Annotated in this window: 15 protein-coding genes; 6 read left to right on the top strand and 9 right to left on the bottom strand. The window is 66.0% G+C overall.

What is annotated here, in order from left to right; all coding sequences use genetic code 11:
- Window positions 1–47: 47 nt before the first annotated feature.
- The 4 genes from VT03_RS16610 to VT03_RS16595 all read right to left on the bottom strand — a co-directional run bounded on the left by VT03_RS16610 (window position 48) and on the right by VT03_RS16595 (window position 3,417).
- Window positions 48–239 (bottom strand): DUF2997 domain-containing protein, encoded by a 192-nt coding sequence (locus tag VT03_RS16610; protein WP_075094011.1) that lies wholly within the window; start codon window positions 237–239, stop codon window positions 48–50.
- Between the two features lie 8 nt (window positions 240–247).
- Complete coding sequence (locus VT03_RS34715; protein ID WP_231870459.1) at window positions 248–445, bottom strand: DUF1257 domain-containing protein; 198 nt, start codon at window positions 443–445, stop codon at window positions 248–250.
- A gap of 168 nt (window positions 446–613) precedes the next feature.
- Window positions 614–1,072, bottom strand: coding sequence for a hypothetical protein (locus tag VT03_RS16600; protein ID WP_156514552.1), 459 nt, complete (start codon window positions 1,070–1,072; stop codon window positions 614–616).
- Between the two features lie 461 nt (window positions 1,073–1,533).
- On the bottom strand, window positions 1,534–3,417 hold the full coding sequence (locus tag VT03_RS16595) for a recombinase family protein (protein ID WP_197488973.1): 1,884 nt from the start codon (window positions 3,415–3,417) through the stop codon (window positions 1,534–1,536).
- A gap of 674 nt (window positions 3,418–4,091) precedes the next feature.
- Here VT03_RS16595 and VT03_RS16590 point away from each other — a divergent pair.
- Entirely contained in the window at window positions 4,092–7,082 is a 2,991-nt protein-coding gene (locus VT03_RS16590) for a PVC-type heme-binding CxxCH protein (protein WP_075094007.1), read from the top strand.
- Window positions 7,083–7,454: 372 nt separating this feature from the next.
- Here the strand turns inward: VT03_RS16590 and VT03_RS16585 are convergent, their stop codons facing one another.
- Together VT03_RS16585 and VT03_RS16575 are read right to left on the bottom strand one after the other, a co-directional pair.
- Window positions 7,455–10,112 (bottom strand): DUF1559 domain-containing protein, encoded by a 2,658-nt coding sequence (locus tag VT03_RS16585; protein WP_082846278.1) that lies wholly within the window; start codon window positions 10,110–10,112, stop codon window positions 7,455–7,457.
- 259 nt (window positions 10,113–10,371) lie between these two features.
- The gene (locus VT03_RS16575; RefSeq protein WP_075094004.1) at window positions 10,372–12,972 is read right to left on the bottom strand and encodes a DUF1559 domain-containing protein; all 2,601 of its coding nucleotides are present in this window, start codon (window positions 12,970–12,972) and stop codon (window positions 10,372–10,374) included.
- A gap of 539 nt (window positions 12,973–13,511) precedes the next feature.
- Between VT03_RS16575 and plsY the strand changes: the two genes are divergently transcribed.
- The 3 genes from plsY to VT03_RS16560 all read left to right on the top strand — a co-directional run bounded on the left by plsY (window position 13,512) and on the right by VT03_RS16560 (window position 16,831).
- Window positions 13,512–14,225 carry a glycerol-3-phosphate 1-O-acyltransferase PlsY gene (gene plsY, locus VT03_RS16570; protein WP_082846277.1) on the top strand — a complete coding sequence of 238 codons (714 nt, stop codon included), beginning with the start codon at window positions 13,512–13,514 and terminating at the stop codon, window positions 14,223–14,225.
- Window positions 14,226–14,450: 225 nt separating this feature from the next.
- Entirely contained in the window at window positions 14,451–14,684 is a 234-nt protein-coding gene (locus VT03_RS16565) for a DUF485 domain-containing protein (RefSeq protein ID WP_075094003.1), read from the top strand.
- Window positions 14,685–14,758: 74 nt separating this feature from the next.
- Window positions 14,759–16,831 (top strand): cation acetate symporter, encoded by a 2,073-nt coding sequence (locus VT03_RS16560; RefSeq protein ID WP_075094002.1) that lies wholly within the window; start codon window positions 14,759–14,761, stop codon window positions 16,829–16,831.
- A gap of 144 nt (window positions 16,832–16,975) precedes the next feature.
- Here the strand turns inward: VT03_RS16560 and VT03_RS33575 are convergent, their stop codons facing one another.
- Complete coding sequence (locus tag VT03_RS33575; RefSeq protein ID WP_156514551.1) at window positions 16,976–17,329, bottom strand: hypothetical protein; 354 nt, start codon at window positions 17,327–17,329, stop codon at window positions 16,976–16,978.
- 431 nt (window positions 17,330–17,760) lie between these two features.
- On the opposite strand from VT03_RS33575, the gene VT03_RS16550 reads away from it, so the two are divergent.
- On the top strand, window positions 17,761–19,152 hold the full coding sequence (locus tag VT03_RS16550) for an alkaline phosphatase family protein (protein ID WP_075094001.1): 1,392 nt from the start codon (window positions 17,761–17,763) through the stop codon (window positions 19,150–19,152).
- Window positions 19,153–19,629: 477 nt separating this feature from the next.
- On the top strand, window positions 19,630–20,388 hold the full coding sequence (locus VT03_RS16545) for a DUF3386 family protein (protein WP_075094000.1): 759 nt from the start codon (window positions 19,630–19,632) through the stop codon (window positions 20,386–20,388).
- Between the two features lie 55 nt (window positions 20,389–20,443).
- Here the strand turns inward: VT03_RS16545 and VT03_RS33570 are convergent, their stop codons facing one another.
- The gene (locus VT03_RS33570) at window positions 20,444–20,617 is read right to left on the bottom strand and encodes a hypothetical protein (protein WP_156514550.1); all 174 of its coding nucleotides are present in this window, start codon (window positions 20,615–20,617) and stop codon (window positions 20,444–20,446) included.
- Window positions 20,618–20,950: 333 nt separating this feature from the next.
- Complete coding sequence (locus VT03_RS16540) at window positions 20,951–21,784, bottom strand: sialate O-acetylesterase (protein ID WP_075093999.1); 834 nt, start codon at window positions 21,782–21,784, stop codon at window positions 20,951–20,953.
- Between the last annotated feature and the right edge of the window lie 223 nt (window positions 21,785–22,007).

Here is a 22,007-nt window from a genome sequence, read left to right as displayed (position 1 = left end):
CCACCACGAGAAGGCAGAGAGCGGAGAGAAGGATGCGGAATGGGACCTCAGACCGAGGTCGCGGTCTGCTGTTCCTCAGGCTGCGCGGCATAGAAGTCCGACTTCAGCTGCTCATGCGTTCTTGGGCCGAGGGCTTGCTCCAGGAACGCGCTCGCCTGGCGGCAGGAGGTTCCTTCGAAGCCTTTGGTCTCGACCTTGGTCTGACCGTTGGGAGTGACAGTGATTTCGATCGTCTTCATAGAGTGGCTCAGCCTCCGACCTGGACGGTGAGCCGAACCGAGCCGTCTGCGAGGGGCTGCTCGGTGACGCTGTACCCCTGCCGGCGGGCCTCCTGCTTGGCCGCTTCGACGGCGTACCCCTGCAGGAAGCGATCGAGTTGGGTGGGATCTCCCCATCGACCCTCGTAGTTGTCGTACTGGACTTGGCCTGTCTCGATCTGACACACGACTGGAAACTGCCATTGCGGGAGCCGAACGCCCAACCCCGTGACCCGCTTCGTGAAAAGCTGATGCTCGCCTTGAACTGGCTGAGGGAGCGAGAGCCGAGTGCAAGCACTGGAGATTGCGACTGGATCGCGGACTTCCGTTTGGATATGGACGATGTGGGACATACTTCAGTGAGACTCCTTTAACGAAGGAAGATGGGGATTGACCTGAAGCCGCGATGCAGCCGGCTGGGGCTGCAGAGCGGGTAAGAGGACAGACTTGCCGCCTGAGGCCAGATCGGCGATCAACGCGTCGGCAATCAGCTCTGCGTCGAGCTCCTGATTGCCGCGGCCCAACACGACCCACGTCAGAAGGATCGGTGCCAGACAGGCCAGCAGCGTGCCGATGGCTGTGATCGCTTCAGCGATCACAGGATCACGGAGACGCTTGGCTGCCAGCTCGCGGCGTTCGGTTTCCAGGGCATCCCGCTGCTGGTTGAGCGTCGTCTGCTGCGACTGCAGCTGGGATTGCAGATCCGCCAGACGCCGATTCTGTTCGGCCTGAATGGCCACGAACTCCCGGGTCGACTGGGCTTCCGACGGTTCGGAATGACATCCGCACGCTGTCACGAGGCCGATGAGGATCACGATCAGAATCCGATGCATGGTGATTTCTTTCGGTGAGGATGCGTTGCAGGAGACGCTGCCAACCGCGGCGGAGGCGGCGTTCTCGCAGAATGACGAGACAGGCCAGCAACAGGACAAAGGAGACGAGGCTGAGAGCCATCGACATGGGAAACTCGCGATGGAGATGTGGAGTAAGGGACCGCTTCGTCGGCGACTTCGGTCAGACGGGCGTATCCGCGTCGGAAGACGGACAAGGCGTGACTTCCTCGGAATCGGTTCGGGCGAGATGAGGACAACGGCGCTGCGGCATCGGTGCTTTCGCCACTCGCTCAAAAACAAGGGCCCAGAACCGACGCCACAACTGGAAGCTGCTCGATTCGGACGAGGTTGGTTCGGTGTTCATGACTTCTCCAGAAATGAAAAGAGGCTCCGTCGATGATCGACGGAGCCTTGAGCGCCGTTGGAGTTGAAGAAGCACTTTGCTATGCCGCTTCGGGCGGCACGTCATTCTTCTGGGGTTCGAAGTGGTACCGCGGATGTTTGTGCCGCCGACAGCGCCAGCCGCGCGCGGGCGGCATATCAACCCGCATGTACGGTTCTTGGATCCCCAGTTCCTGCATGCGACGGTACAGCCGACGCGCCCAGGCTGCCATGGTGAGCGACATGCCGAGGGCCTTGGCCGTCGCGACGACGGTCTCCCCCCGCTGTTCGACGGTTCCGAGTCTCTCGGCGTGCTCGACGTAAGGAGGACGATCGAAGAGGTCGACTGTCACGACTTCCGACGGCATGTCAACCGACATCCCTACCAGCGCGGAGGCGGCGGCGGAAAGATCGAACTCGACCTCCGCCTGGACCTCGACCGCTCGCCCATCACAGAGGATGACTGGGTAAAGGGTCATCCGGGGCAGAATCCGGCAGAGCAGACGCGAGGCCTGGTCGTCCTCATTGACGACGAGCCGCATCGTCTCCTCGACAAGCTGGTAAAGACACTCGGCGTCAGGCAACGCTCTCGGCGCCTCGCGCTCCTGGGACTTGATCCTGTCGAGCTGGTAAGTTGCCTCATTCAGCGCGGACCGCGCCTTCTGAAGCTGCCTGACCAGTTCCGGAATATCGCCCCCCACCACAATGGCGTCCGTCAGGTTCGTGACTTCGTTCTGGTGGCGGGTGATCTGTCGCTCATAGAGGCGGCGCTGCTCGGACAGGTCGTTCTCCTTCCGAGCCTGCTCGATTCGCTCCCGTACCACCTTTGCGAAGTCTGTGCACTGCCGGATCCGATCGAGGACCGCCCCCAGAATCCATTTCTGGGTGTTGTCGACTTGGATCATCATGCCGTTCCAGCAGCGGTACTGTAACGCACCAGAGCAGCAGGCCAGTCGCTCACCATGAGTCCCCGCCTTCCAGATCGTATGACCACAGATTCCACAACGGGCATGCTGGAGGGGCCAGGTCGTCCGCTTGCGTGGAACGCCAAGCCGGCTGAGGCGGTCGCGATTAGCGGGGCGGCCGATATTCTTGTTCCGCTCGCTAACCACGTGGATGACATGGTCGTAATAGGCCGACTCAAAGTAGGCCAGGTGAGGAACTTCCCGAACCAGCCACTCGTCTTGAGGAGCCAATTCCGCGCGCCGCCGACCGGTCTTGTTGATCCGCTTGCTGACGAGCCGGTTCCGGATCCGGATTCCTTTCAAGATCGGGTTGCGCACGAGCCGCTGGATCGACATCGTCGTCCACTTCTTGCGGCGGCAGCTCGGTCCGGTCGGGATCCCCAAATCGTTAAACCAATCGGCGATTTCGGCGAACGACGCTCCATCGTCCAACCGGCGGAAGGTCTCTCTGATGAGTTCCTCGGCCTCCGGATCCTTCCGCAACTCGGAGTCGGTCTTGGCTTTATCCCAGCCCAAGTACCCCCAGAATGGCCGGGGCAAGGCGCCTCCGTTCAAGAAGCGGTTCTTCTGGCTCCGCTGGATCCGGAGGGCCGTGTCCCGGTTGTACTGCTCGTGGCGGAAGGCCGCGAAGTACGAGCACAACCGCCAGCCTTCTTCAGCCATGTCGATGTGATCGTTGATGGCGATGAGGCGTGTCTCGGCGTCCTCACACATTTCGCAGATCGTCAGGGCATGGGAGCGCCGACAAATGCGGCCCAGGTCCTCCGTAATCACGAAGTCCCAGTCGCCGCTTTCGATCAGATCTTCCAGCTGACGCAGCTCGACGCGGTCCAGATACTCGCCGCTGTCCTGACTCTTGATGACATGGATTTTGACCGGCCTGTCAGTCAATTCCTCCAGACGCTTACGGCAGTAGGCGATCTGGTCATCCAGACTCCTCTCGTCCTGTTTCTCGGTCGAGATTCGGGCGACGATGATCACCCACACTCGATCTGAGTGCTTCCAGGACGGCGATTGATGATTGTTTCTTCGCATCGGCTTTCGATTCCTTTCGGAAGCCGACCGCGATGGCACAGTGTGCCAAACTGGATGACTATTCCTGATTACTCGTGACTGCCGCTGACACTCTCCGGAGAGAGCGCAAAGCGAGCAGCCATCGAGCAATACGCCTGATTTTGAGGGAATTCATTGGCGGGACAGCACAGGGCTGATTAGAGCCGCGTCCTCGCCGGCACGACTTCCATAGCTCAAACCCAACGTGCGACGGCAGCCTGGGGTCAAGGGGGCCACGCCCCCTTGCCGCCGGAGGCACTTCCATGAGGAACCGTGGGACACAACGGACGTCCCCTTTGTGGAACCGGCGTTGAGAACTCACCACTCGCTCCATAATCCCTGCGGGTTGGTGAGGGGGCATTCGGTACGGTGTCCGCGCTTGGACACGCTCTCCTTCAGACATCTCTCGACGAGAGGGCCTCCGGCGGGCAAAGGGGCCTTGCCCCTCTGCACTCCCCACCAGGGTGCCCCTGGACCCGGATCTTGGGGGAGCGATGTTCCTGCGTGCCAATCGACGAGTCGCTTCACGTCCCACAACGATTCTGACAGGATGACCCACCCCCGACGCGCTCACGCCGGTCCGACTCGGAACTGTGATCTCGATGATGCGTCCCGCGCTCCCTCTTCTCTCCGTCCTCGTCGTCAGCGGCCTGCTGGTCAGCTCGCCCCTCGCCGCCCAGCCGACCGCGCCGATCGTCGAGGAGTTCTCGAACCCTCCGCCACTCGAGCCCGCCGAGGCCCTGAAGGCCTTCCGCCTGCAGGGGGGCTTCTCCATGGAACTCGTCGCCGCCGAGCCGCTGACAGTCGATCCCGTCGACGTCGCCTACGACGAGTCCGGACGGGCCTACGTCGTCGAAATGCGCGGCTATCCGCTCCCGGAGAAGCCGGACCAGACCCGGCCCGACCCGATCAGCCAGGTGCGGCTCCTCGTCGACGACGACAACGACGGCCGCTTCGACCGCAGCACCGTCTTCGTCGACAAGCTCGACTGGCCCACCTCGGTCTGCTGCTGGAAAGGGGGCGTCTTCATCCTCGACGCCCCGGACGTCTGGTACGCCCGCGACACCGACGGCGACGGCGTCGCCGATGAGCGGCGAAAAGTCCTGACCGGGTTCAAGAAGGAGAACGTCCAGGCGCTCGCCAACAGCCTCAAGTGGGGACTCGACCACCGCATCCACGGCGCGGCCTCAGGGAACGGTGGGACGCTGACCATCCCGGACAACCCGAAGCAGGCTGCAGTCTCGGTGACCCGTCGCGACTTCATCTTCGATCCGGTCGCCGGCACGGTCGAGGCCGCCTCCGGGGGAGCCCGGTTCGGGGCCTCGTTCGACGACTGGGGGAACCGCTTCCTCTGCAACATCCGCAACCCGATCCAGCACGTCCCGCTGCCGCTCGCGCCGCTCCTCCGCAATCCCCTGCTGCCGATCCCAAGCCTGCTCCACGACGCCGCCGAGTCGGGCGAGACGCTCCCCGTCTTCCGGATCAGCCCCGTCGAGGCGTGGCGGGAGTACCGGGCGCGACGATGGGTCCAGGAGCGGGTCAATTACCCCCGGAGCGAGCTCGTCGGGGCCGGGTTCTTCACGTCGTCGAGCGGCGTGACGGTCTACCGCGGCGACCAGTATCCCGAGGATCTCTACGGCAACGTTTTCGTCGCCGACGTGGCGGCGAACATCGTCCACCGCGAGCGGCTGATTCCCGACGGCGTCACGTTCCGGGCGGTCCGGACCGAGGCCGAAGCGGAGTTCCTGGCGTCGACCGACAACTGGTTCCGCCCGGTTAACTTCGTCAACGCGCCTGACGGAACGCTGCACGTCGTCGACATGTACCGGCTCAACATCGAACACCCCTGGTCGATCCCCGACGACATCCGGGCCAGGATGGACCTCACCGCCGGCGACGACCGCGGCCGCCTGTGGCGGCTGGTCCCTCCCGGCTACCAACGGGCCCCGACGCCGCGGCTCGGAGACTTCGACTCCGCGGCCCTGGTGGCGGAACTCGCCAGCCGGAACAGCTGGCGGCGGGAGACCGCCCATCGGCTGCTCCACGAGCGGCAGGACACTTCGATCGCCCCCGCGCTTCGCGCGCTGCGAGACGGGAGCGATGAACCGCTCGCCCGGCTCCACGTCCTGTGGACGCTCGTCGGACTGCGGCAGGCAACGTGGGACGATGTTGCGATCGCCACTCGCGATTCGCATGGCGGCGTGCGGGAGAACGCCCTCGTTGTTCTGGATCGGCTGTTTCCCGAGGATCCCCGGACGACCGAGGTCGCCATCGCGCTGAGCCGCGACGAGGCGCCGCGGGTCCGGCTGCAGGCCGCGTTCGCACTGGGGAATGCCGAGACACCCGAGGCCACGGCGGCGCTGGCGGAACTGGCCCGCCGCGACAGTGGCGATCCGTGGATGCGGCTGGCACTGGCCAGCACGCCTCCCGGCCGGGCTGAGCCGCTGGTGAGAGCGTACGCCGCTACGCCCACGTTCGCCGATCCTGCGGGCGGGGCGACGCTCCTCCGCGATCTGAGCCGGATCGTCGGTCAATCGGATTCGGCCGCGTCTCCGCTCGACCTGATTCCCTCCACGCTGCTGCCGCTGGAGTTCGAGTTCGCCCTCTGGTCCGGCTGGATGGAGGGGCTCCAGAAGAACCGCAACCGGGCCAAGTCGTTCGACTGGACCGGACTGCGGGCGAGCCCGAACTGGAAGTCGCTCGAGGCGCGGGCGCGACGGGTCCTCGAAGACCCGGCCGCCCTGCTTGCGTCGCGGCTTCAGGCGGTTCCGCTGCTCCAGCAGAATCCTCTCGACTCGGTCGCGGGGCTCTTCGTCGAACTGCTCTCCCCCCGGGCCCCGCGGGAGCTGCAACTGGCGGCGGGCCGCGCCATCGCGGCGTATGGAACACCGGAGGCGGGGCGGATTCTCGTCGATCGCTACCGGACGCTGTCACCGGTGGTGCGGATGGAGGTCGTCGATCAACTCGCCTCCCGTCCGGCTTGGCAGCCGCTTCTCTTTGAGTCCATCGACGCCGGAACCATCCGGGCGACCGATGTTCCGCCGGCCCGCCGGGCTTTGCTGCTGAGAGCGACGGATCCGGCGCTGAAGACTCGGGCGGAGGCGCTGTTCGGCTCGGCGGCGGTGAGCGGTCGGCAGTCGGTTCTTGACAGCCATGCACGGACGCTCGATCTGCCGAGCGATCCGGACCGCGGGCTTGCCGTGGTTCGCCGGGAGTGCGCGCAGTGCCACAAGTCGCGCGACGTCGGCTATGACGTTGGTCCGCCTCTCGCTTCGGTCCGGAACCGCTCGCCGCAGGAGCTGCTCGTTCACATCCTCGACCCGAACCGCGAGGTGGGGCCGAACTTTGTCGACCATGTTGCCGTGCTCAAGGACGGCCGGTCGTTGACGGGACTGCTCGTGAGCGAGACCGAGACGCAGATCGTGCTTCTGCGGCCGCAGGGGCTGCGGGAGGAGGTGCCGCGGGCGGATCTGGAGGAGCTGGTCAGTACCGGAAAGTCGCTGATGCCGGAGGGGCTGGAGCAGAAGCTGACGGCGCAGGAATTGGCGGATGTGATTGACTACCTGCTGCATCCGGACGCGGTGGCGAAGTAGGAAGCAAGCTCATCGCAAGCGACAGACATTTCACCGGGTCCAGGGGCACCCTGGTGGGGGATGCAAGGGGGTCACACCCCTTGCCCGCCGGAGGCTGTCTCGCCGGACACCATCGGAAGGAGCACGTGTCCAAACGCGGACGACGTGTCGCATGCCCCCTCACCAACCCGCGGGGATTGCAAAGCCAGCAGTGTGATGTGAGGGAGTCTTCAACGCCGTGGCTCATCGCCGTCGAGGACGTGACAACCGCTCCGGATCTTGGTTGGAATACGGCACCAGCCGAAGTGCGGGCGAAGGACCTGGGGTGGTTCCCTCGCTGGCGCTTCGGGCTGGTGTGCTATCGGTCGTCAAAAACCGCGTCTGGGCCGGCGGCTAGAAGTTGTCCAGCGGTTCGCCGTCCTGAAACTCGATGAGCCGCCGCAGCGTCTCCAGATCGATGCTCTTGGCGACCGTGCGGACGGCGCCGTCGGCAAAGAGCGTGAGAAAGAACTCTTCCGGCAATTTGCCCAGCGATTCCAGCGGCTTCTTGGGATCGAAGTCGAGCCCGCCCGGTTTCGTCCAGATCTGGGCCGTGTCGGGAGCCGCCTGGACCACGAGGATGGTGTTCGACGTTCCGTCGGTGAACTCGCGGATCTCGGGCGTGCGGTCCTCCGCGAAGGGAGCGCCCTTGCCGGTGAAGACGTGCAGCGTCGTCATGCCGGGCTTGTCGACTCCCTTCACCTTAAAGAGGGCCGGCATCTTCTCAATCAGCGTCTTGTTGTGTTCGCTGTCCCACGCCTCGTCGAGATGGAACTGCTCATAAAGGGGCGCCTGGTCCAGGAACGGGAGGAGGTGCACCCGCCAGCTGAGGGCCGCGTTCTTCTCCGGTGCCCGGCCGGCCCCCGGGAACTTTCCGTAGACATCGTGGAAGTTATGGAAGGCCAGACCGACCATCTTGAGATTGTTCATCCGCTGGGACCGCTCGGCCGCGGCCCCGGCCGCCTCCACGGCCGGCTTCAGGAGGTCCGGCAGGGTCGCGAAGCCTTCGGGAACCGGAATCCGCAGCGCGACGCGGGATTCCTTCTGCGTGATCTCCGCCGAGGCGACCGTCTTGTCCGCCAGGTCCTTGCCGGACTTCATCTCTGGAGCGGGGGTCGGAATCCGCAGCTGCTGGTACTGCTGCTTGGCCGCCTTGAGGGCGGGAGTCACGATCTGCGAGAGGGCCTTGGCCGACTCCTCATCCGCGGTCATCACAACCAGCTCGAGGAGCGTCTGACCGACCGGCTTCGTGACGTTCGCTTCCAGGAGGAGCGATTCGACCTGCTGGATGATCCCGAGCAGCGGGTTCCGGGCCGCGACCTGCTCCAGCAGTTCCGACTGCGAACGAAGATCGACCGCGAGCGAAGCGTCGGCCCCCAGGTTGAGCAGCCGCGCGGCGACCGGCGGGGCGGCGCGCTTCGTCTTGCGATCGCGGATCATCTTCTCGACGCTGGACTGCATTCCCATCACGGCCGTGCGGTCCCCGGCAATCCAGACGGCGATGCCAGGGCCGACGTAGAGCTTCTCGCCATCGACGTCGATACCGCCGCGCGAGACCTTGTCCATCTGACCCCGGTCGAGATCCTTGCCGAAGGTGACAACGAAGGTCGGCATCGGCTCATGCCGCGAGCGTCCCATTCCCGGCCCGACGTCGGGAACGTCGACCACGTTGCCGTCGTTTCTCTGGATGAGGTTGGTCAAGGTCTGGGGCTCGATCTCGACCGGGAGGGGCCGCACGGCGCCGTCGGCGAAGACCGCCTGGATGACTCCCTCGGGGAGCTCGCCGAGAGCCGCCTTGTTCTCCTTCGGCTTCGCGGCATCGAACGGAAGCCCGCCCGGCTTGGTCCAGATCTCGGCGGTGTCCGGACCGGAAACGACCGCCAGGAGGGTGTTCGATGTCCCGTCGGTGATGTCCCGCAACCCGATTCCGGTCTCGCCGTCGAAGAGCGACCCCTTCCCGGTGAAGACGTGGTAGGACGTCTTGTCAGGGGCGTCGACGCCCGGCGAGCGGAACATCGCCGGCATCTTCTCGATCAGCGTCTTGTTGTGTTCGCTGTCCCAGGGCTCGTCGGTATGGAACTGGTTGTAGAGCGCCGCGTGCCCCAGGTAAGGGAGCATGTAGACGCGCCAGCTGAGCCCCGTTTGCTTGCCGTCGGCGCCTCCGTTGGCCCGCGGGAACTTGCCGAACGTCTCGTGGTAGTTGTGAAAGCTGATCGCGATCATCTTGAGGGTATTGCGGATCTCCTCGCGCTCTTGAAGAGCTTTCACCCCTTCGTCCAGCTGGACGGTCAGCCCGGCCTGCTGAGCCACCAGGTTGACGAGGTCCTGGTCCACGACCACCGCGGCCCGCACGAAGTCGTCGACGGTCAGGCCGACCGGCTGCATCATGCGTTCGGGTTCGCGAAAGGCGCCGGCCTTCCGCAGGACGTCGAACACCGGCCACTGGCGGAGGCGGTCGAGACGGATGACCGCCACGGCGACCGCGTCATCGCCGAGGAGCCGGACTTCGGGGAGGGCCGAGAGGTCCGGAACAGGAACGTCTCGCGGGGCCGCGGGAGGATTGGCCTGAGCGACGACCTGAGCCGCGGGAGGAGTCGAGGCGGCCTTGAGGGGAGCCGCCTCGGCCGGTGGTCCGCTGGCCGGCTCTTTGGCCGGTGCGGCGACCGCGGTCAGTTTGGGCTCTGAGGCCGGCTTTGTTTCGGAGGTCGACTTCGGCTCCGGCAGCGGATTGGCGCCGGCAGCGGGAGCGCCGGCCGGTGGAGTGGGCATGGGGACCGCCGGCGCGGTTGATCCCGGCGGGGTCGGCATCGGGACAGCGAGAGTCGTCGCCGCCGGCGGAGAGGCCGGCGGAGAGGGGGGTGGAACCGGGGCGGCGGGGACGGTCGGCGGGACGGGTGGTGCCGGCGTCGACGGGGGAGCGGGAGGAGCGGGCGCGTTGCCGGCCGGCTTGTCGCAGCCGATCAGGAAGAGCGCACAGGCCAGGGCCGTGGAGCGGACCGAAAGAGAGCGCATGAGCTGTCTCGCGTACGGCGTCGACGTCGGAACCGGTCACGTTCCAGACGTTCGTCACCTGAACAGGCTGGCCGAAGCGGCGAGTGGGACCAGGACTCGTCCGTTAGAATAACCGCATCGATTCCCGTCGCGACAGCGTGCCGGAGTGGAGGCCCCGGCCGCGTCGCCGATCCCTTCCAGGGACCGTTTCCGATCCGGTCGGGGCGTTCGTTCTCCCTACGACACTCGCCGCGCGGGGTTCTCGTGCAGCGAGCCGGGGTCAGAAGTCGCTGAGCGGTTCGCCGTCCTGGAACTCGATGAGCCGTCGCAGGGTCTGCTGATCGATGTTCCTGGAGACCGTCCGCACCGACCCGTCCGTGAGGAGCATCAGGAAAAAGTCCTCGGGCAGCTTGCCGAGCGCTTCCAGCGGCTTCTTGGGATCGAAGTCGAGCCCGCCCGGTTTCGTCCAGATCTGGGCGGTGTCGGGAGCCGCTTCAACCACCAGAGCGGTGTTCGACGTCCCGTCCGTGTAGTCGCGAATCGCCGGAGTGCGATCGTCCGCAAAGGGCGCTCCCTTGCCGGTGAAGACGTGCAGCGACGTCATCCCCGGCTTGTCGATCCCCTTGACCTGGAAGAGCGCCGGCATCTTCTCGATCAGCGTCTTGTTGTGCGGGCTGTCCCACGGCTCGTCGAGGTGGAACTGGTTGTACAGGGCCGCCTCGTCGATGTACGGCAGCAGGTGGACCCGCCAGCTGAGCGCCCCGCCCTTCTCCGCCCCGCGGCCGGCCCCCGGAAACATGTTGTGGACTTCGTGGAAGCTGTGGAAGGCGATCCCCAGCATCTTGATATTGTTCCGCCGCTGGGACCGTTCCGCCGCGGCCTGCGCCTCCGCCACGGCCGGCTTCAGCAGATCCGGCAGGGTCTCGAAGCCTTCGGGGACCGGGATCCGGAGCGCCACCTGCGTCTTCTCCTGCGTCACCGCGGCCGAACTCACGACCTTGTCCGCCAGCGCTTTCCCCGACTGGGCCTCGGGGGTCGTCTGGGGGGGAATGGGAAGCTGACGGTATTGCTGCTTGGCCGCCTTCAGCGCGGGGGTCACGATCTGCGACAGCGTCTTGGCGGACTCGTCGTCGGAGGTCGTCGCCACCAGTTCCAGCAAGGTCTCCCCTGCCGGCTTCGTGACATTCGCGTTGAGCAGGAGGGACTCGATCTGCGTCACGATCCCCAGCAGCGGGTTCGTCGCCGCGACCTGCTCCAGGAGGGCCGACTGGGAGCGGATATCGACCGCCAGCGAGGCGTCCGCCCCGAGATCGACCAGCCGGACCGCGATCGGCGGAGCCTCCGGTCTGGCCTTCCGGTTGCGGATCAGCCGCTCGACGGTCTTCTGCATCCCTGCCACGGCGGTCCTGTCGTCGGCAATCCACACCGAAACTCCGGGGCCGACGTAGAGCGTCTCCCCGTCGACATCGACCTGGCTCGGCGCCGCCTTGGCGATCAGGGCCCGGTCCAGGTTCTTCCCGAAGCTCACGACCAGGGTCGGCATCGGCTCATGCCGCAAGCTTCCCATCCCAGCCTCGGGGAGATCCACGACATTCCCGTCGTTCATCTGGATCATGTTGGTCAGGGTCTGGGGATCGATCCCGACCGGGAGCGGCCGGCAGGCGCCGTCGGCAAACAGGGCCTGGATCTCCCCCGCGGGGAGCTTGCCCAGCGCCCCCTTGTTCTTCTCCGCCTTGTCGGAGTCGAAAGGGAGTCCACCGGGCTTCGTCCAGATCTCGGCCGTGTCCGGGCCGGCCAGGACCGCGAACAGGGTGTTGGATAGTCCGTCGGTGAAGTCCCGGAAGCCCTTTCCCGTGTCGCCGTCGAACGGCGTTCCCTTCCCCGTGAAGACGTGCACGGAGGTCTTGCCCGGCTCGTCCACGCCGGGGGACTGGTAGACCTTCGGCATCCTCTCGATCAGCGCCTTGTTGTGCTCGCTGTCCCAGGCTTCGTCCAGGTGAAACTGGTTGTAGAGCGCCGCCTGGTCCAGGAAGGGGAGGATGTGAACCCTCCAGCTCAGTCCCGTCTTCTGCCCTTCGCCGTCTCCATCGGATCGCGGCAGCTTTCCGAAGACATCGTGGTAGTTGTGAAAGCTCAGTCCGATCTGCTTGAGGTTATTGCGGAGTTCTCCGACCTGCTGGACGGCGGCCGCTCCTTCCTCGAGCCGGACCGCCAGCCCCGCCTGCTTGGCGATCAGGTTCACCAGTTCCTGATCGACGACAACCGTGGCCCGCACGAAGTCGTCCAGGGTCAGGCCGAACTGCTGCATCTCCCGCTCGGGTTCTTTCAAGGCGCCCGCCTTCCGCATAACGTCGATGACCGGCCACTTGCGGATGCGATCGATGTGCAGGACCGAGACGAGGACGGCGTCGTTGCCGATCAGCCGGACTTCAGGAAGGGCCGCCAGATCCGGGACGGGGAGTTCACGCCGCGGGGCAGGTGGATCGGCCTGGGCGACGACCTGCGTCGCGCCGGGAGCGGCGACCGCTTTGACTGGCGTCGTGGCGACCGGGGGAGAGGCGGGCAAGGCCGCCGGTTCTCTGGCGGGTGACGCGGTCGCGGCGGACTTGGGCTCCGCCGCCGGTTTCGCATCCGACATCGGCTTCGGGTCCGGCAGCGGGACCGCAGGGGGCGACGCTTCGCCCGGCGGGCTCGGCATGGGGACCGCAGAGGGGGTGCCGGTCACCGGAGGGGTCGGCATCGGAACGGGCGCGGCCGTGACCGTGGCCGGGGGGGCAGGAGGAGCCGCGGGAGCCGGTGGGGCGTTGGGAGCGGTCTGATCGCAGCCGATCAGGACGAGCGCGCAGGCCAGTGCGGCGGAGCGGACCGAAAGAGAGCGCATGAGCTGTCTCGCGTGCGGCGTCGACACCGGAACCGGTCGCGTTCCGACGTTCGTCACCTGAACAGGCTGCCCGAAGCGGCGAGTGGGACCAGGACTCGCCGGTGAGGATACCCGTGGGGATTCCTGCCGCGAAAGCGTACGGATTGCCGGCGGTGATCGTGGGAAGAATTCCAGGGAAGGCTTAAGGCGGAAGGTCGAGGTGGCGGATAGGGAACGCGTTTGCGCAACCCCCAATCGGTGCGCGGGATCGCCTGCCCTCCTCTGTGATCTCTGTGCCTCTGTGTTTCCTTCCTCCGGAAGAGTTTTGAAACACAGAGGGCGCGGAGGACGCAGAGAAGAGGAGAGAGGGACCCGGCACAGCCGTTCCCTGCGCGGTAGCGAGGATTGATCGGCCACGAGAGCTGCCGGTTGCGACTCGCCGGAGCCTCGCCCGCCCGGATCGACGTGCGGGTCCCGGGACGCCGGTGGCTGGGAGTGACCGGTTTGGGTATTGTCCCGGCGAGCCCCCTCCCTTCTTGCCAGCGAATCGCCTGCGCCGCATGACTGTCCCCCCGCTCCTCGCCGATTCCCTCCCCGCCGGCGCCACGACCACCATCGCGATGTGGCTGTGTCCCATTCTCGGTCACTTCCTGGGGGCGATCCCGGTGGGACTCCTGCTCGGCTTCGCCAAAGGGGTCGATATCCGTCAGCACGGCAGCGGAAACATCGGCGCCACGAACGCCGCCCGCGTTCTCGGCTGGAAGTGGGGGATTGTCGCTCTCGTTCTCGATGCGCTGAAGGGGCTCCTTCCCGTCCTCGCCGCCCGCGTCCTGACCCGCGACTCGCCGAACTCGATCCACGTCCAGGTGGTGACCGGCATCTTCGCCATCCTGGGGCACATGTTTCCGGTCTGGCTCGGGTTCCGCGGCGGAAAGGGAGTGGCGACCGGTCTGGGGGTGGCGCTCGTGCTGTCACCGATCAGCAGCCTCTTCGCCCTGGCCGCGTATCTCCTGATGTTCGCCGTGACGCGCGTCTCCTCGATGGGCTCGCTCGTCGCCGCCCTCACGTTTCCGACCGTCGAGTGGATCCGCACCGGCTCGAACATGTTCTCCTCCGAGCACTGGAGCCTCGGCGTCTTCAGCCTCGCCATCCCAGCCCTCATCATCCTCCGCCATCGCTCCAATATCGTTCGAATGATTCGGGGCCAGGAGGGGGCGCTCAAGGCTCCGGCGGCTGAGCCTCCGGCTGCCGAGCCCCCGAAGCAGAACGGCTGAGGCGGCGGAAGAGTTGCCGCGCGGGGAGTTCGCCTGGGGTGGTCCGAAGGGGACGCGGTCGGCGGGTTGCGGCTCGGCGGGAGCCTCGCCCTCCCGGGGGCGAACCGCACGACCGGGTTCGAAGCCGTACCCGGTCGAAAACTTTGCTCCGGCGGCGTGGCGTGGCGTCCTTCGCTCCCTCAGAATGCCCGCCGTCCTTTCTCTTCTTGGCTCCTCGAGGTCTCCATGTCCCGGAATGCGCGGCTGGGTCTGGTGCTGTTCGTCATCTATCTCGCCCTGTACGGCGGCTTCGTGTTCCTGAACGCCTTCTCGCCGAAAACGATGGAGTGGACCCCCGTCGGCGGGATCAACCTGGCGATCCTCTACGGCTTCGGCCTCATCATCGCCGCGCTCGTCATGTCGCTGCTCTACGGCGCGCTCGCCGCCGATGAGCCCCCCCGGACCGGCCCCACGACCTGACGCCGCGTTCTCCTTCGGCATCGCCCTTCGCCTCTCTCCTCCAGGCCCTCGTCCCTGGACCCTGGTCCTTCTCTATGATCTACGAACCGAGCTTCGTCGCCGTCGCCATCTTCGGCCTCTTCGTGGCCTTCACGCTGGGACTCAGCTTCTACCTGGGGGGGAAGGCAAAGTCGGCCCAGGGATACTTCGCCGCCCACGGGCAGATCCCGTGGTTCGTGAACGGAATCGCGTTCGCCGGAGACTATCTCTCGGCGGCGTCGTTCCTCGGGATCTGCGGGATGATCGCCTTCTACGGTTACGACGGGTTCCTGTACTCGATCGGCTATCTCGCCGGATGGATCGTGGCCCTGTTTGTGATCGCCGAGCCGATGAAGGCCCTCGGAAAGTTCACGTTCGCCGACGCCCTCGACGCGAAGTTCCATTCGCGGGGAATCAAGCTGGCGGCCGGCATCAGCACGCTGGTCGTGAGTCTGTTTTACCTCATCCCCCAGATGGTCGGCGCGGGGGTCCTGATCCAGCCGCTGTTCGGGTTCGCTCCGTGGGTCGGCGTCGTGCTCGTCGGGACGGTCGTGATCCTGATCGTCGTCACCGCCGGGATGGTCTCGACGACGTGGGTCCAGTTCCTCAAGGGGTCGCTGCTCGTCTTCTTCAGCCTGATCCTGACCGTGATGATCCTGAACGGCGGACTCGAGACGCGGTCCGGCGGGAACGACGGCCACGAGTTCCTCTCCTACGGGCCGATCGCGAAGGACCGGCTCGACCGGGTCCTGCCGGGATGGCGCTCGAACGGGACGAACGATCCCGGATCGCGGGCCGAGGACCGGCCGACGGCACCCGGCCGACTCCTCCGGAACCCGCCGTCGCCGGACGCGGGCGGCACGGAGCCGCAGGTCCTCATGCCGGTCGTGGTTCCGCCGGAGGGGGACGGGTGGAAGGACCGGCCCTATGTCCGGACGCGGGATGACAAGGGCGAGACCATCGTCTGGTCGATCAGCGAGAATCCGGAGGGGGCGGTCACGCTCCGCGAGGCGCAGACCGTGACCAAGACGGCGGACGGGAAGACGCTGGTCAACGGACAGCCGAAGGGGACCAAGGCCGGAGAGCCGGAGCTGCATCCGGTCGGGCATATCAGCCGCCTGCCGGAGGGGGCGACGAAGACCGGGCCTCTCTCTCCGACGGGCTACCTGGCGACGCTGCAGCAGAGCGAGGTTGTCCTGTGGCGGGAGGATCCGGTCGCCATCAAGCAGGCGGACGGCAGCGCCGTGACGGTCTTCACCCAGAAACCGACGCCGGGGAACGAAATTCTTCGCCCCGGCGAGACGGCGGCGTTCAAGGGGATCCGCAGTCCGTACCTGAAGGACAAGATCAACTTCCTGTCGCTCATGCTGGCCCTGTTCTGCGGCACCGCATCGCTGCCGCACATCCTGATCCGCTACTACACGGTCAAGGATGCCGCCGCGGCCCGCAAGAGCACGATTGTCGGGATCGCCAGCATCGGAGCGTTCTACGTCCTGACGCTCTATCTGGGGCTGGGGGCGATGACCAGCGGCGCGCTCGACGTGACGAACTCGAACATGGCGGCGCCGCTCCTGGCCCGCAGCATGAGCCAGTGGCTGTTCGCGACGATCTCCGGCATCGCCTTCACAACGGTCCTGGGGACCGTGAGCGGCCTGATCCTGGCGGCGGCGGGGGCCGTCACGCACGACCTGGTGGGGCACGTCTTCCGCATCGAGCTCGACGATTCGGAGAAGGTCCGCCTGGCGAAGCTGGCGTCCGTGGTCGTCGGCGCGGTGGCGATCGTCCTGGGGATCGTCTTCATGAAGATGAACGTCACCTACCTCGTCGGCTGGGCGTTCAGCGTGGCGGCCTCGGCGAACCTGCCGTCGCTCGTGATGTTGCTGTTCTGGAAGGGAGTGACGCGGCAGGGAGTGATCGCCGCGGTGACGGTCGGGATGACGAGTTCGCTCGCCTGGATCCTGCTCAGTGCCGACACCTACAAGGAGATCTACAAGCTCAATCCCGCCGACGCCCCGGTCCCGTTCAGCCAGCCGGGGATCGTCACGATCCCGCTCGGCTTCCTGACGCTGATCGTCGTCTCGCTCCTGACGCGGGGGTGGGACAGCCGCCGCGATCCGTCGGCAGCTTAGGCACGCTCCATCCGAACTGCGGGTCGACGCCGCTTGAGCACGCCGCGTCGATCCCTGTCGCAAAAAAGAGAGAGGCACCGAACGGCGTCGTTCGGTGCCTCTCTTCGTATACGCGAGTGATTCCCGTCCGCGCGGGACGCGGGATCACATGTCGTCGCCGCCCCCTTCGAAGCCTTCGTCCCCTTCGTCGTCGAACTCTTCATCATCGTCGTCGTCGAAGTCATCGTCTTCGTCGTCGAACTCTTCGTCCTCGAATTCTTCCTCGTCGTCGAACTCTTCCTCTTCGAGTTCTTCTTCCTCGAAGTCCTCTTCCTCATCCTCGAAGTCGTCTTCTTCGTCCTCGAAGTCGTCGTCTTCTTCGTCGCCAAATTCTTCGTCTTCCGCGAACTCTTCCTCCGCGTCCGCCATAACGACGTCCAGCGAGGTCTCACCCGCCAGGCGGAACTCCGTTTCGTCCGCGGTGAGAGAATCCCAAGTCGTCTTGCTCTTGGTCAGCATCGTGTGAACCTCGACTGGCACGCTTCGAAACGGCCCTTTGCCGCCTCATTTCAAAAACAAACAGGTGCCGCGTTGGTTATAGGATGGTTTTGGCGTTGTCAAGCGCCCCCTTGACGGGTTGAGCCATCCTCCATGGGCGACGGACTGATCGGACGCCTCCCACGGGCTCCGTGAACCGAATTTCGCCGCGGAACAGGAATTCCGTCGGATCGCCCGCAGTCCGTTCGGATCCCGCAATTTCCCTCCCGCGGCGGCGGCGACGAGGGGCTCCAGACAAGCCGATTCCGCACCGGGTCTTGATCGGAACTTCACAGCGGGGCCGTTGGTGGATGGGTCCCGCCGCCGGTAGCATGGCCCCGTCCTCGTGTCCCCGCCGGATATTCCGCCCACCCCCTCCGCCGGCCTCTCTCCTCTCCCCTGGAGATCCGTTGATGCTTCGTCCGATCCCGCTTTCACGGTTGGTTCTGTCTGTCGTCGCCTCTCTGGCCTGGCTCGCCTCCGCGACGCTCCTCGCGACCGAGCCGGATCGGGATCGGTGCGTCGTGCTCATCAGCGTCGACGGACTGGCGGGCTACTACTTCGACGATCCGCGGGCCCAGATGCCGACGATCCGCGAGCTGGCGAAGAACGGCGCCTGGTCCGATGAGATGACCTGCTCATTCCCGACCGTCACCTGGCCCAATCACACGACGCTCGTGACCGGGGCCCACCCGGCCCGCCACGGCGTCCTGGGGAACAACTTCCTCGACCGCGAGACCGCCAAGCCGGTCGGACTGATCGTCGATCCGGTGTTCGACAAGGACGAGATCGTCCGCGTACCGACGATCTACGATGCGGCCCATCAGGCGGGACTGGCGACCGCAGGGGTTCTCTGGCCGGCGACGCGGAACGCGAAGTCGTTCGACTGGAGCGTGCCGGATATGGGCGAGGACAACTGGGCCAGGTACGGCACTCCCTCCTGGCTGGAAGAGCTCCGGCAGGCGGGCATTCCGGTCGATTCGCACGCCGCGTGGTGCAAGGACAAGGTCTGCGGCGTCATGCGGGACTGGCTCTACAGCCGCATGGCGGACCACGTGCTGATGGTCCATGCTCCCAACCTGCTGCTCGTCCACCTGATCGAGCTCGACCATACGCAGCACACCTTCGGCCCCAAGACGCCGGAGGCCTACTGGGCGGTCAATCAGGCGGACACGCGGGTCCGGGACATCGTCGAATCGGTCCGGAAGTCGAAGCACGCCGACAAGACGACGATCATCGTCACGAGCGACCACGGCTTCCGGCCGATCGCGAAGGACATCCGCCCGAACGTCCTGTTCAGGACGCAGAAGCTGGCGGACGCCGCGCCGGACGCCCGGCCGGTGGTGAAAAGCGTGGCCCAGGGGGGTGGGTGCATGGTCTACATCCTCGATCCCGCCAAGCAGGCGGAGCTGCTGCCCAAGCTCCGCGATGTGCTGGCGAAGGTGGAAGGGGTGACGGCGGTCGTGGAGCCCAAGGACTTCGAGAAGTTTGGCGTCGCGGCGCCGGAGCAGGATCCGCATGCGCCGGACGTCTGGCTCTCGGCGGAATCGGGGTATTGCTTCACGGACTCGGCTGAAGGGGAGGACCTGGTGGTTCCTCGTCCTGCGCCCGGGGGGACGCATGGGTATCTGCCGAACCATCCGGATCTGTATGGGACGTTCGTGATCTCCGGTTATGGGGTGGCGCCGGCGAAGGATCTGGGCCCGATCCGGAACATCGATGTTGCGCCGACGATGGCGGAGCTGCTCAAGGTGAAGCTGCCGACGGCTGAGGGAACGGTGCTGAAGGCCGCGCTCGCCCCGTAGGCGGCGATTTGAAGGGAAGTCGAATAGCGTCCTTGCCGGCGCGGCTGTGCCACCTCAAACCCAACGTGCTACGGCCGCTGGGGTCAAGGGGGCCTCGCCCCCTTGCCGCCGGAGGCACTTCTGTGAGGAACCGTGGGACACAACGGACGTCCCCTTTGTCGTACCAGCGCTGAGGACTCACCCAAACCACACCGCTGGCTTTGCAATCCCCGCGGGTTCGGTGAGGGGGCATACCGCACCGTGTCCGTGTTTGGACACTCACTCCTTCAGATGTCTCTCGACGGCCAGGCCTCCGGCGGGCAAGAGGGCGTTGCCCCCTTGCATCCCCCACCAGGGTCGCCCCTGGACCCGGCTCTTAGGGAAGCCACTCGCTCGTTCACAGCATGGACCAGAGGCATAGCATCGCGCAGACTTCCTGAATCCGCGGAGTATCCGCTCGGATGACCCCCGCCCCAAATCGCCTTACCCCACGTTCCAATGAACTTCACTTCCTCCACTCGACGCCCCGCCCGCACCGCGATCCTGGCCGCCGCGGCCGTCGCCGTTTCGATCATCGCCGGCTCGCCCCACCTGAGAGCCGAGACACCGCCCGTCGCCGATAAAGCGGCCCGCGAACTGATGCACCACGCCCACAACGCCCGTGCCGTCTGGAACGACTTCCCCGGATTCACCGCCAAGCTGACCGTCCGCACCGACGATGCCGTCCACCGCGGCACCATCCGCGTCACGCCCGACTTCCAGTGGACCCTCGACCTTCCCCAGGAGGCACAAAAACCCTGGCTGAAGTCCAAGCTCCAGTCGGTCATCTCCCACCGCCGGCCCGACGACTTCACCGAGAGCGAGTTCGGCTTCGTCCCCGGTCCCCACACGGCCGAATCCGGCCGGCTCATCGCGCAGCTCGACGGCTCCGGAGTCTTCCGGATCAAGGACGGCGTGATCGCCGAAGTCCTCCGCAAGGGGGAAAAGCAGTGGCTCGAAATCACGAACGTCGAGATGTTCAAGACGGCGGAAGGACACGAACTGCCGCGGATCAGCTCGGTCGTCTTCCGGGATCCGGCCACCGGTGACATCACCTCCAACCTGACGAACACCTTCGAATGGAAGCGGCTCGGCCGGTTCGACCTGCCGCGGCGGACCTTCACCGTCGAGGTGGCAGCGAAGGGCAACCGCTCCGTCCGCGAACTGACTTTCGAAGACGTTCAGCTCCTCACGCCAGCGACCGTGAGCGCGAAGTAAGCTCGCGCTCGGCCGGATAACCCGCCGCGGCACCAAAGTTCACGCCGCATGCACGCTATCGCCGGATGTGCTGCACGGTGTGGTGCTGGGGCAGCGAATAGGCCCCCTTGGCGGCCCCGAAGTAGGCCGGATAGTGTTCGACGTGATGGCCTCGGGCCGACGCCGTTCCAGCGAAGACGAACAGGCCGGCGGCCACCGCGAGCGTTCCCAGGATGGTGCGACGAAACATGGCGACTCTCCCGTCCGCCCGGCAGGTGGGACTTGTGTCCGCCGGGCGGACCGGGCGGCACGAAGGAGACGCAAACCCTCGCGCGGGCCGAGAAAGAACTTCCCTCGGCGCGAGAGTCCGTCAGAGGACGACGAAAACGACCCGCTCGCGCCCATCTTCCGGACCGCTCCGAGGCGGCAGGATGGCGTTGTTGAGATCAGAGGACCGCGAGCCTGGTCTGAAAGATCCTAGGCGCGACCGTCCGGTGGCGAGAACGGGCCGTCTGATGACTTGTTCGTTATTCCGCGATTCGAACCGCGACGCGACGTGAGAGACCCGGCGCTCCGGGGCCGCTCAGTCGGCCTTCTTGTCGGTCAGCGTCCGGTAGGCGGCGGCGTACCGTCGCCCGAGCTCGCGGTAAGCGGCCGCGTCAAAGTGGACCGAGTCCCCTTTGTGGTGCAGATCGTCGGAAGAGACGAACGCCGTCCGCCGGACCTTCGTCGGGAGAGCCCGGTGGACCGCGTCGACCTGCCGCTTGTCCGCGTCCCACGGCTTCTCCGCAAACTGGCCCATCTGGCCGGCGATGAACGGGACGTCGGGCGCCTTGAGCGTCACGCGGAAGCGGTCGATGAGGTCGTGCAGCCGCTTCTCGTAGCGCGGCGCCCGTTCCGGATTGCAGTCCGATTCTCCCTGGTGCCAGAGGATCCCTTTCAACGTGCCGGCCGGCAGCGCGCCTTCGGCCCGCGCCATCGCATCGTCCCACGGATGGGTCTTGGTCGGCGCGTCGAAGGCCCCCGGCTCCCAGGTCTCGATCGGCGAGCCCCCGACGGCACACGGAATCAGGCCGATCGTGATCGTCGGATCGGCCTCGGCGAGGGTCAGGGCGAAGGTCCGTCCCAGTCCGACGCCGACCACCGACGGCTTGTCGAAGTGGAGCGGATCGACCGCCGGCACCCACTCCTTGTCCTTCGAGAACGTCAGCACGCGCGGGTGGGGCTTGCGGTCGTCGGCCTCAACCTTCCCACGGCCCGCCATGTTGGACTGGCCGACGAGCAGGAACAGGTGGAACTTCTCCTTCGGCGGCAGCTCGGCCCCTGCGGCTGACCGTTCTGTTCCCAGCGGGCACAGCAGAAGAAGGGATGCCGCAAACAGAGAGAGCCGGCGGGTCATCGGGCGAAGGAAGGACATCGGACGGCTCCCGGCGAAGGGTCGATTTTCACAAACCGCGATCCTCCGCCCGGCCAACAGGTTGCGGCCGCGACGGGGCGGGCGGCGGTGCTCGAGACCGGCATCTGACCGGAAATGGTCTGGACGTGCAAACCGGACGAGGTAGCGTGGAAACCCGTCGGGGACGCCGGCCCCGTTCCGAAACCTTTCGCGCTCGACGAGAGAACGGTCTGATGCCTTCGAA

The sequence above is a fragment of the Planctomyces sp. SH-PL14 genome, from assembly GCF_001610835.1.
In the GTDB taxonomy this organism is placed as follows: Bacteria; Planctomycetota; Planctomycetia; order Planctomycetales; family Planctomycetaceae; genus Planctomyces_A.
The sequence above is the reverse complement of the archived record's forward strand: the minus strand, read 5'-3'. Positions and strand labels throughout refer to the sequence as shown.

Excerpts from the sequence above, each read along its gene's own strand:
- VT03_RS16585 (WP_082846278.1), bottom strand. The coding sequence starts at position 10,112 with ATGCGCTCTCTTTCGGTCCGCTCCACGGCCCTGGCCTGTGCGCTCTTC.
- VT03_RS16590 (WP_075094007.1), top strand. The coding sequence starts at position 4,092 with ATGATGCGTCCCGCGCTCCCTCTTCTCTCCGTCCTCGTCGTCAGCGGC.
- VT03_RS16560 (WP_075094002.1), top strand. The coding sequence starts at position 14,759 with ATGATCTACGAACCGAGCTTCGTCGCCGTCGCCATCTTCGGCCTCTTC.
- VT03_RS16575 (WP_075094004.1), bottom strand. The coding sequence starts at position 12,972 with ATGCGCTCTCTTTCGGTCCGCTCCGCCGCACTGGCCTGCGCGCTCGTC.
- VT03_RS16545 (WP_075094000.1), top strand. The coding sequence starts at position 19,630 with ATGAACTTCACTTCCTCCACTCGACGCCCCGCCCGCACCGCGATCCTG.
- VT03_RS16565 (WP_075094003.1), top strand. The coding sequence starts at position 14,451 with ATGTCCCGGAATGCGCGGCTGGGTCTGGTGCTGTTCGTCATCTATCTC.
- VT03_RS33570 (WP_156514550.1), bottom strand. The coding sequence starts at position 20,617 with ATGTTTCGTCGCACCATCCTGGGAACGCTCGCGGTGGCCGCCGGCCTG.
- VT03_RS16540 (WP_075093999.1), bottom strand. The coding sequence starts at position 21,784 with ATGTCCTTCCTTCGCCCGATGACCCGCCGGCTCTCTCTGTTTGCGGCA.
- VT03_RS16550 (WP_075094001.1), top strand. The coding sequence starts at position 17,761 with ATGCTTCGTCCGATCCCGCTTTCACGGTTGGTTCTGTCTGTCGTCGCC.
- VT03_RS33575 (WP_156514551.1), bottom strand. The coding sequence starts at position 17,329 with ATGCTGACCAAGAGCAAGACGACTTGGGATTCTCTCACCGCGGACGAA.
- plsY (WP_082846277.1), top strand. The coding sequence starts at position 13,512 with ATGACTGTCCCCCCGCTCCTCGCCGATTCCCTCCCCGCCGGCGCCACG.
- VT03_RS16610 (WP_075094011.1), bottom strand. The coding sequence starts at position 239 with ATGAAGACGATCGAAATCACTGTCACTCCCAACGGTCAGACCAAGGTC.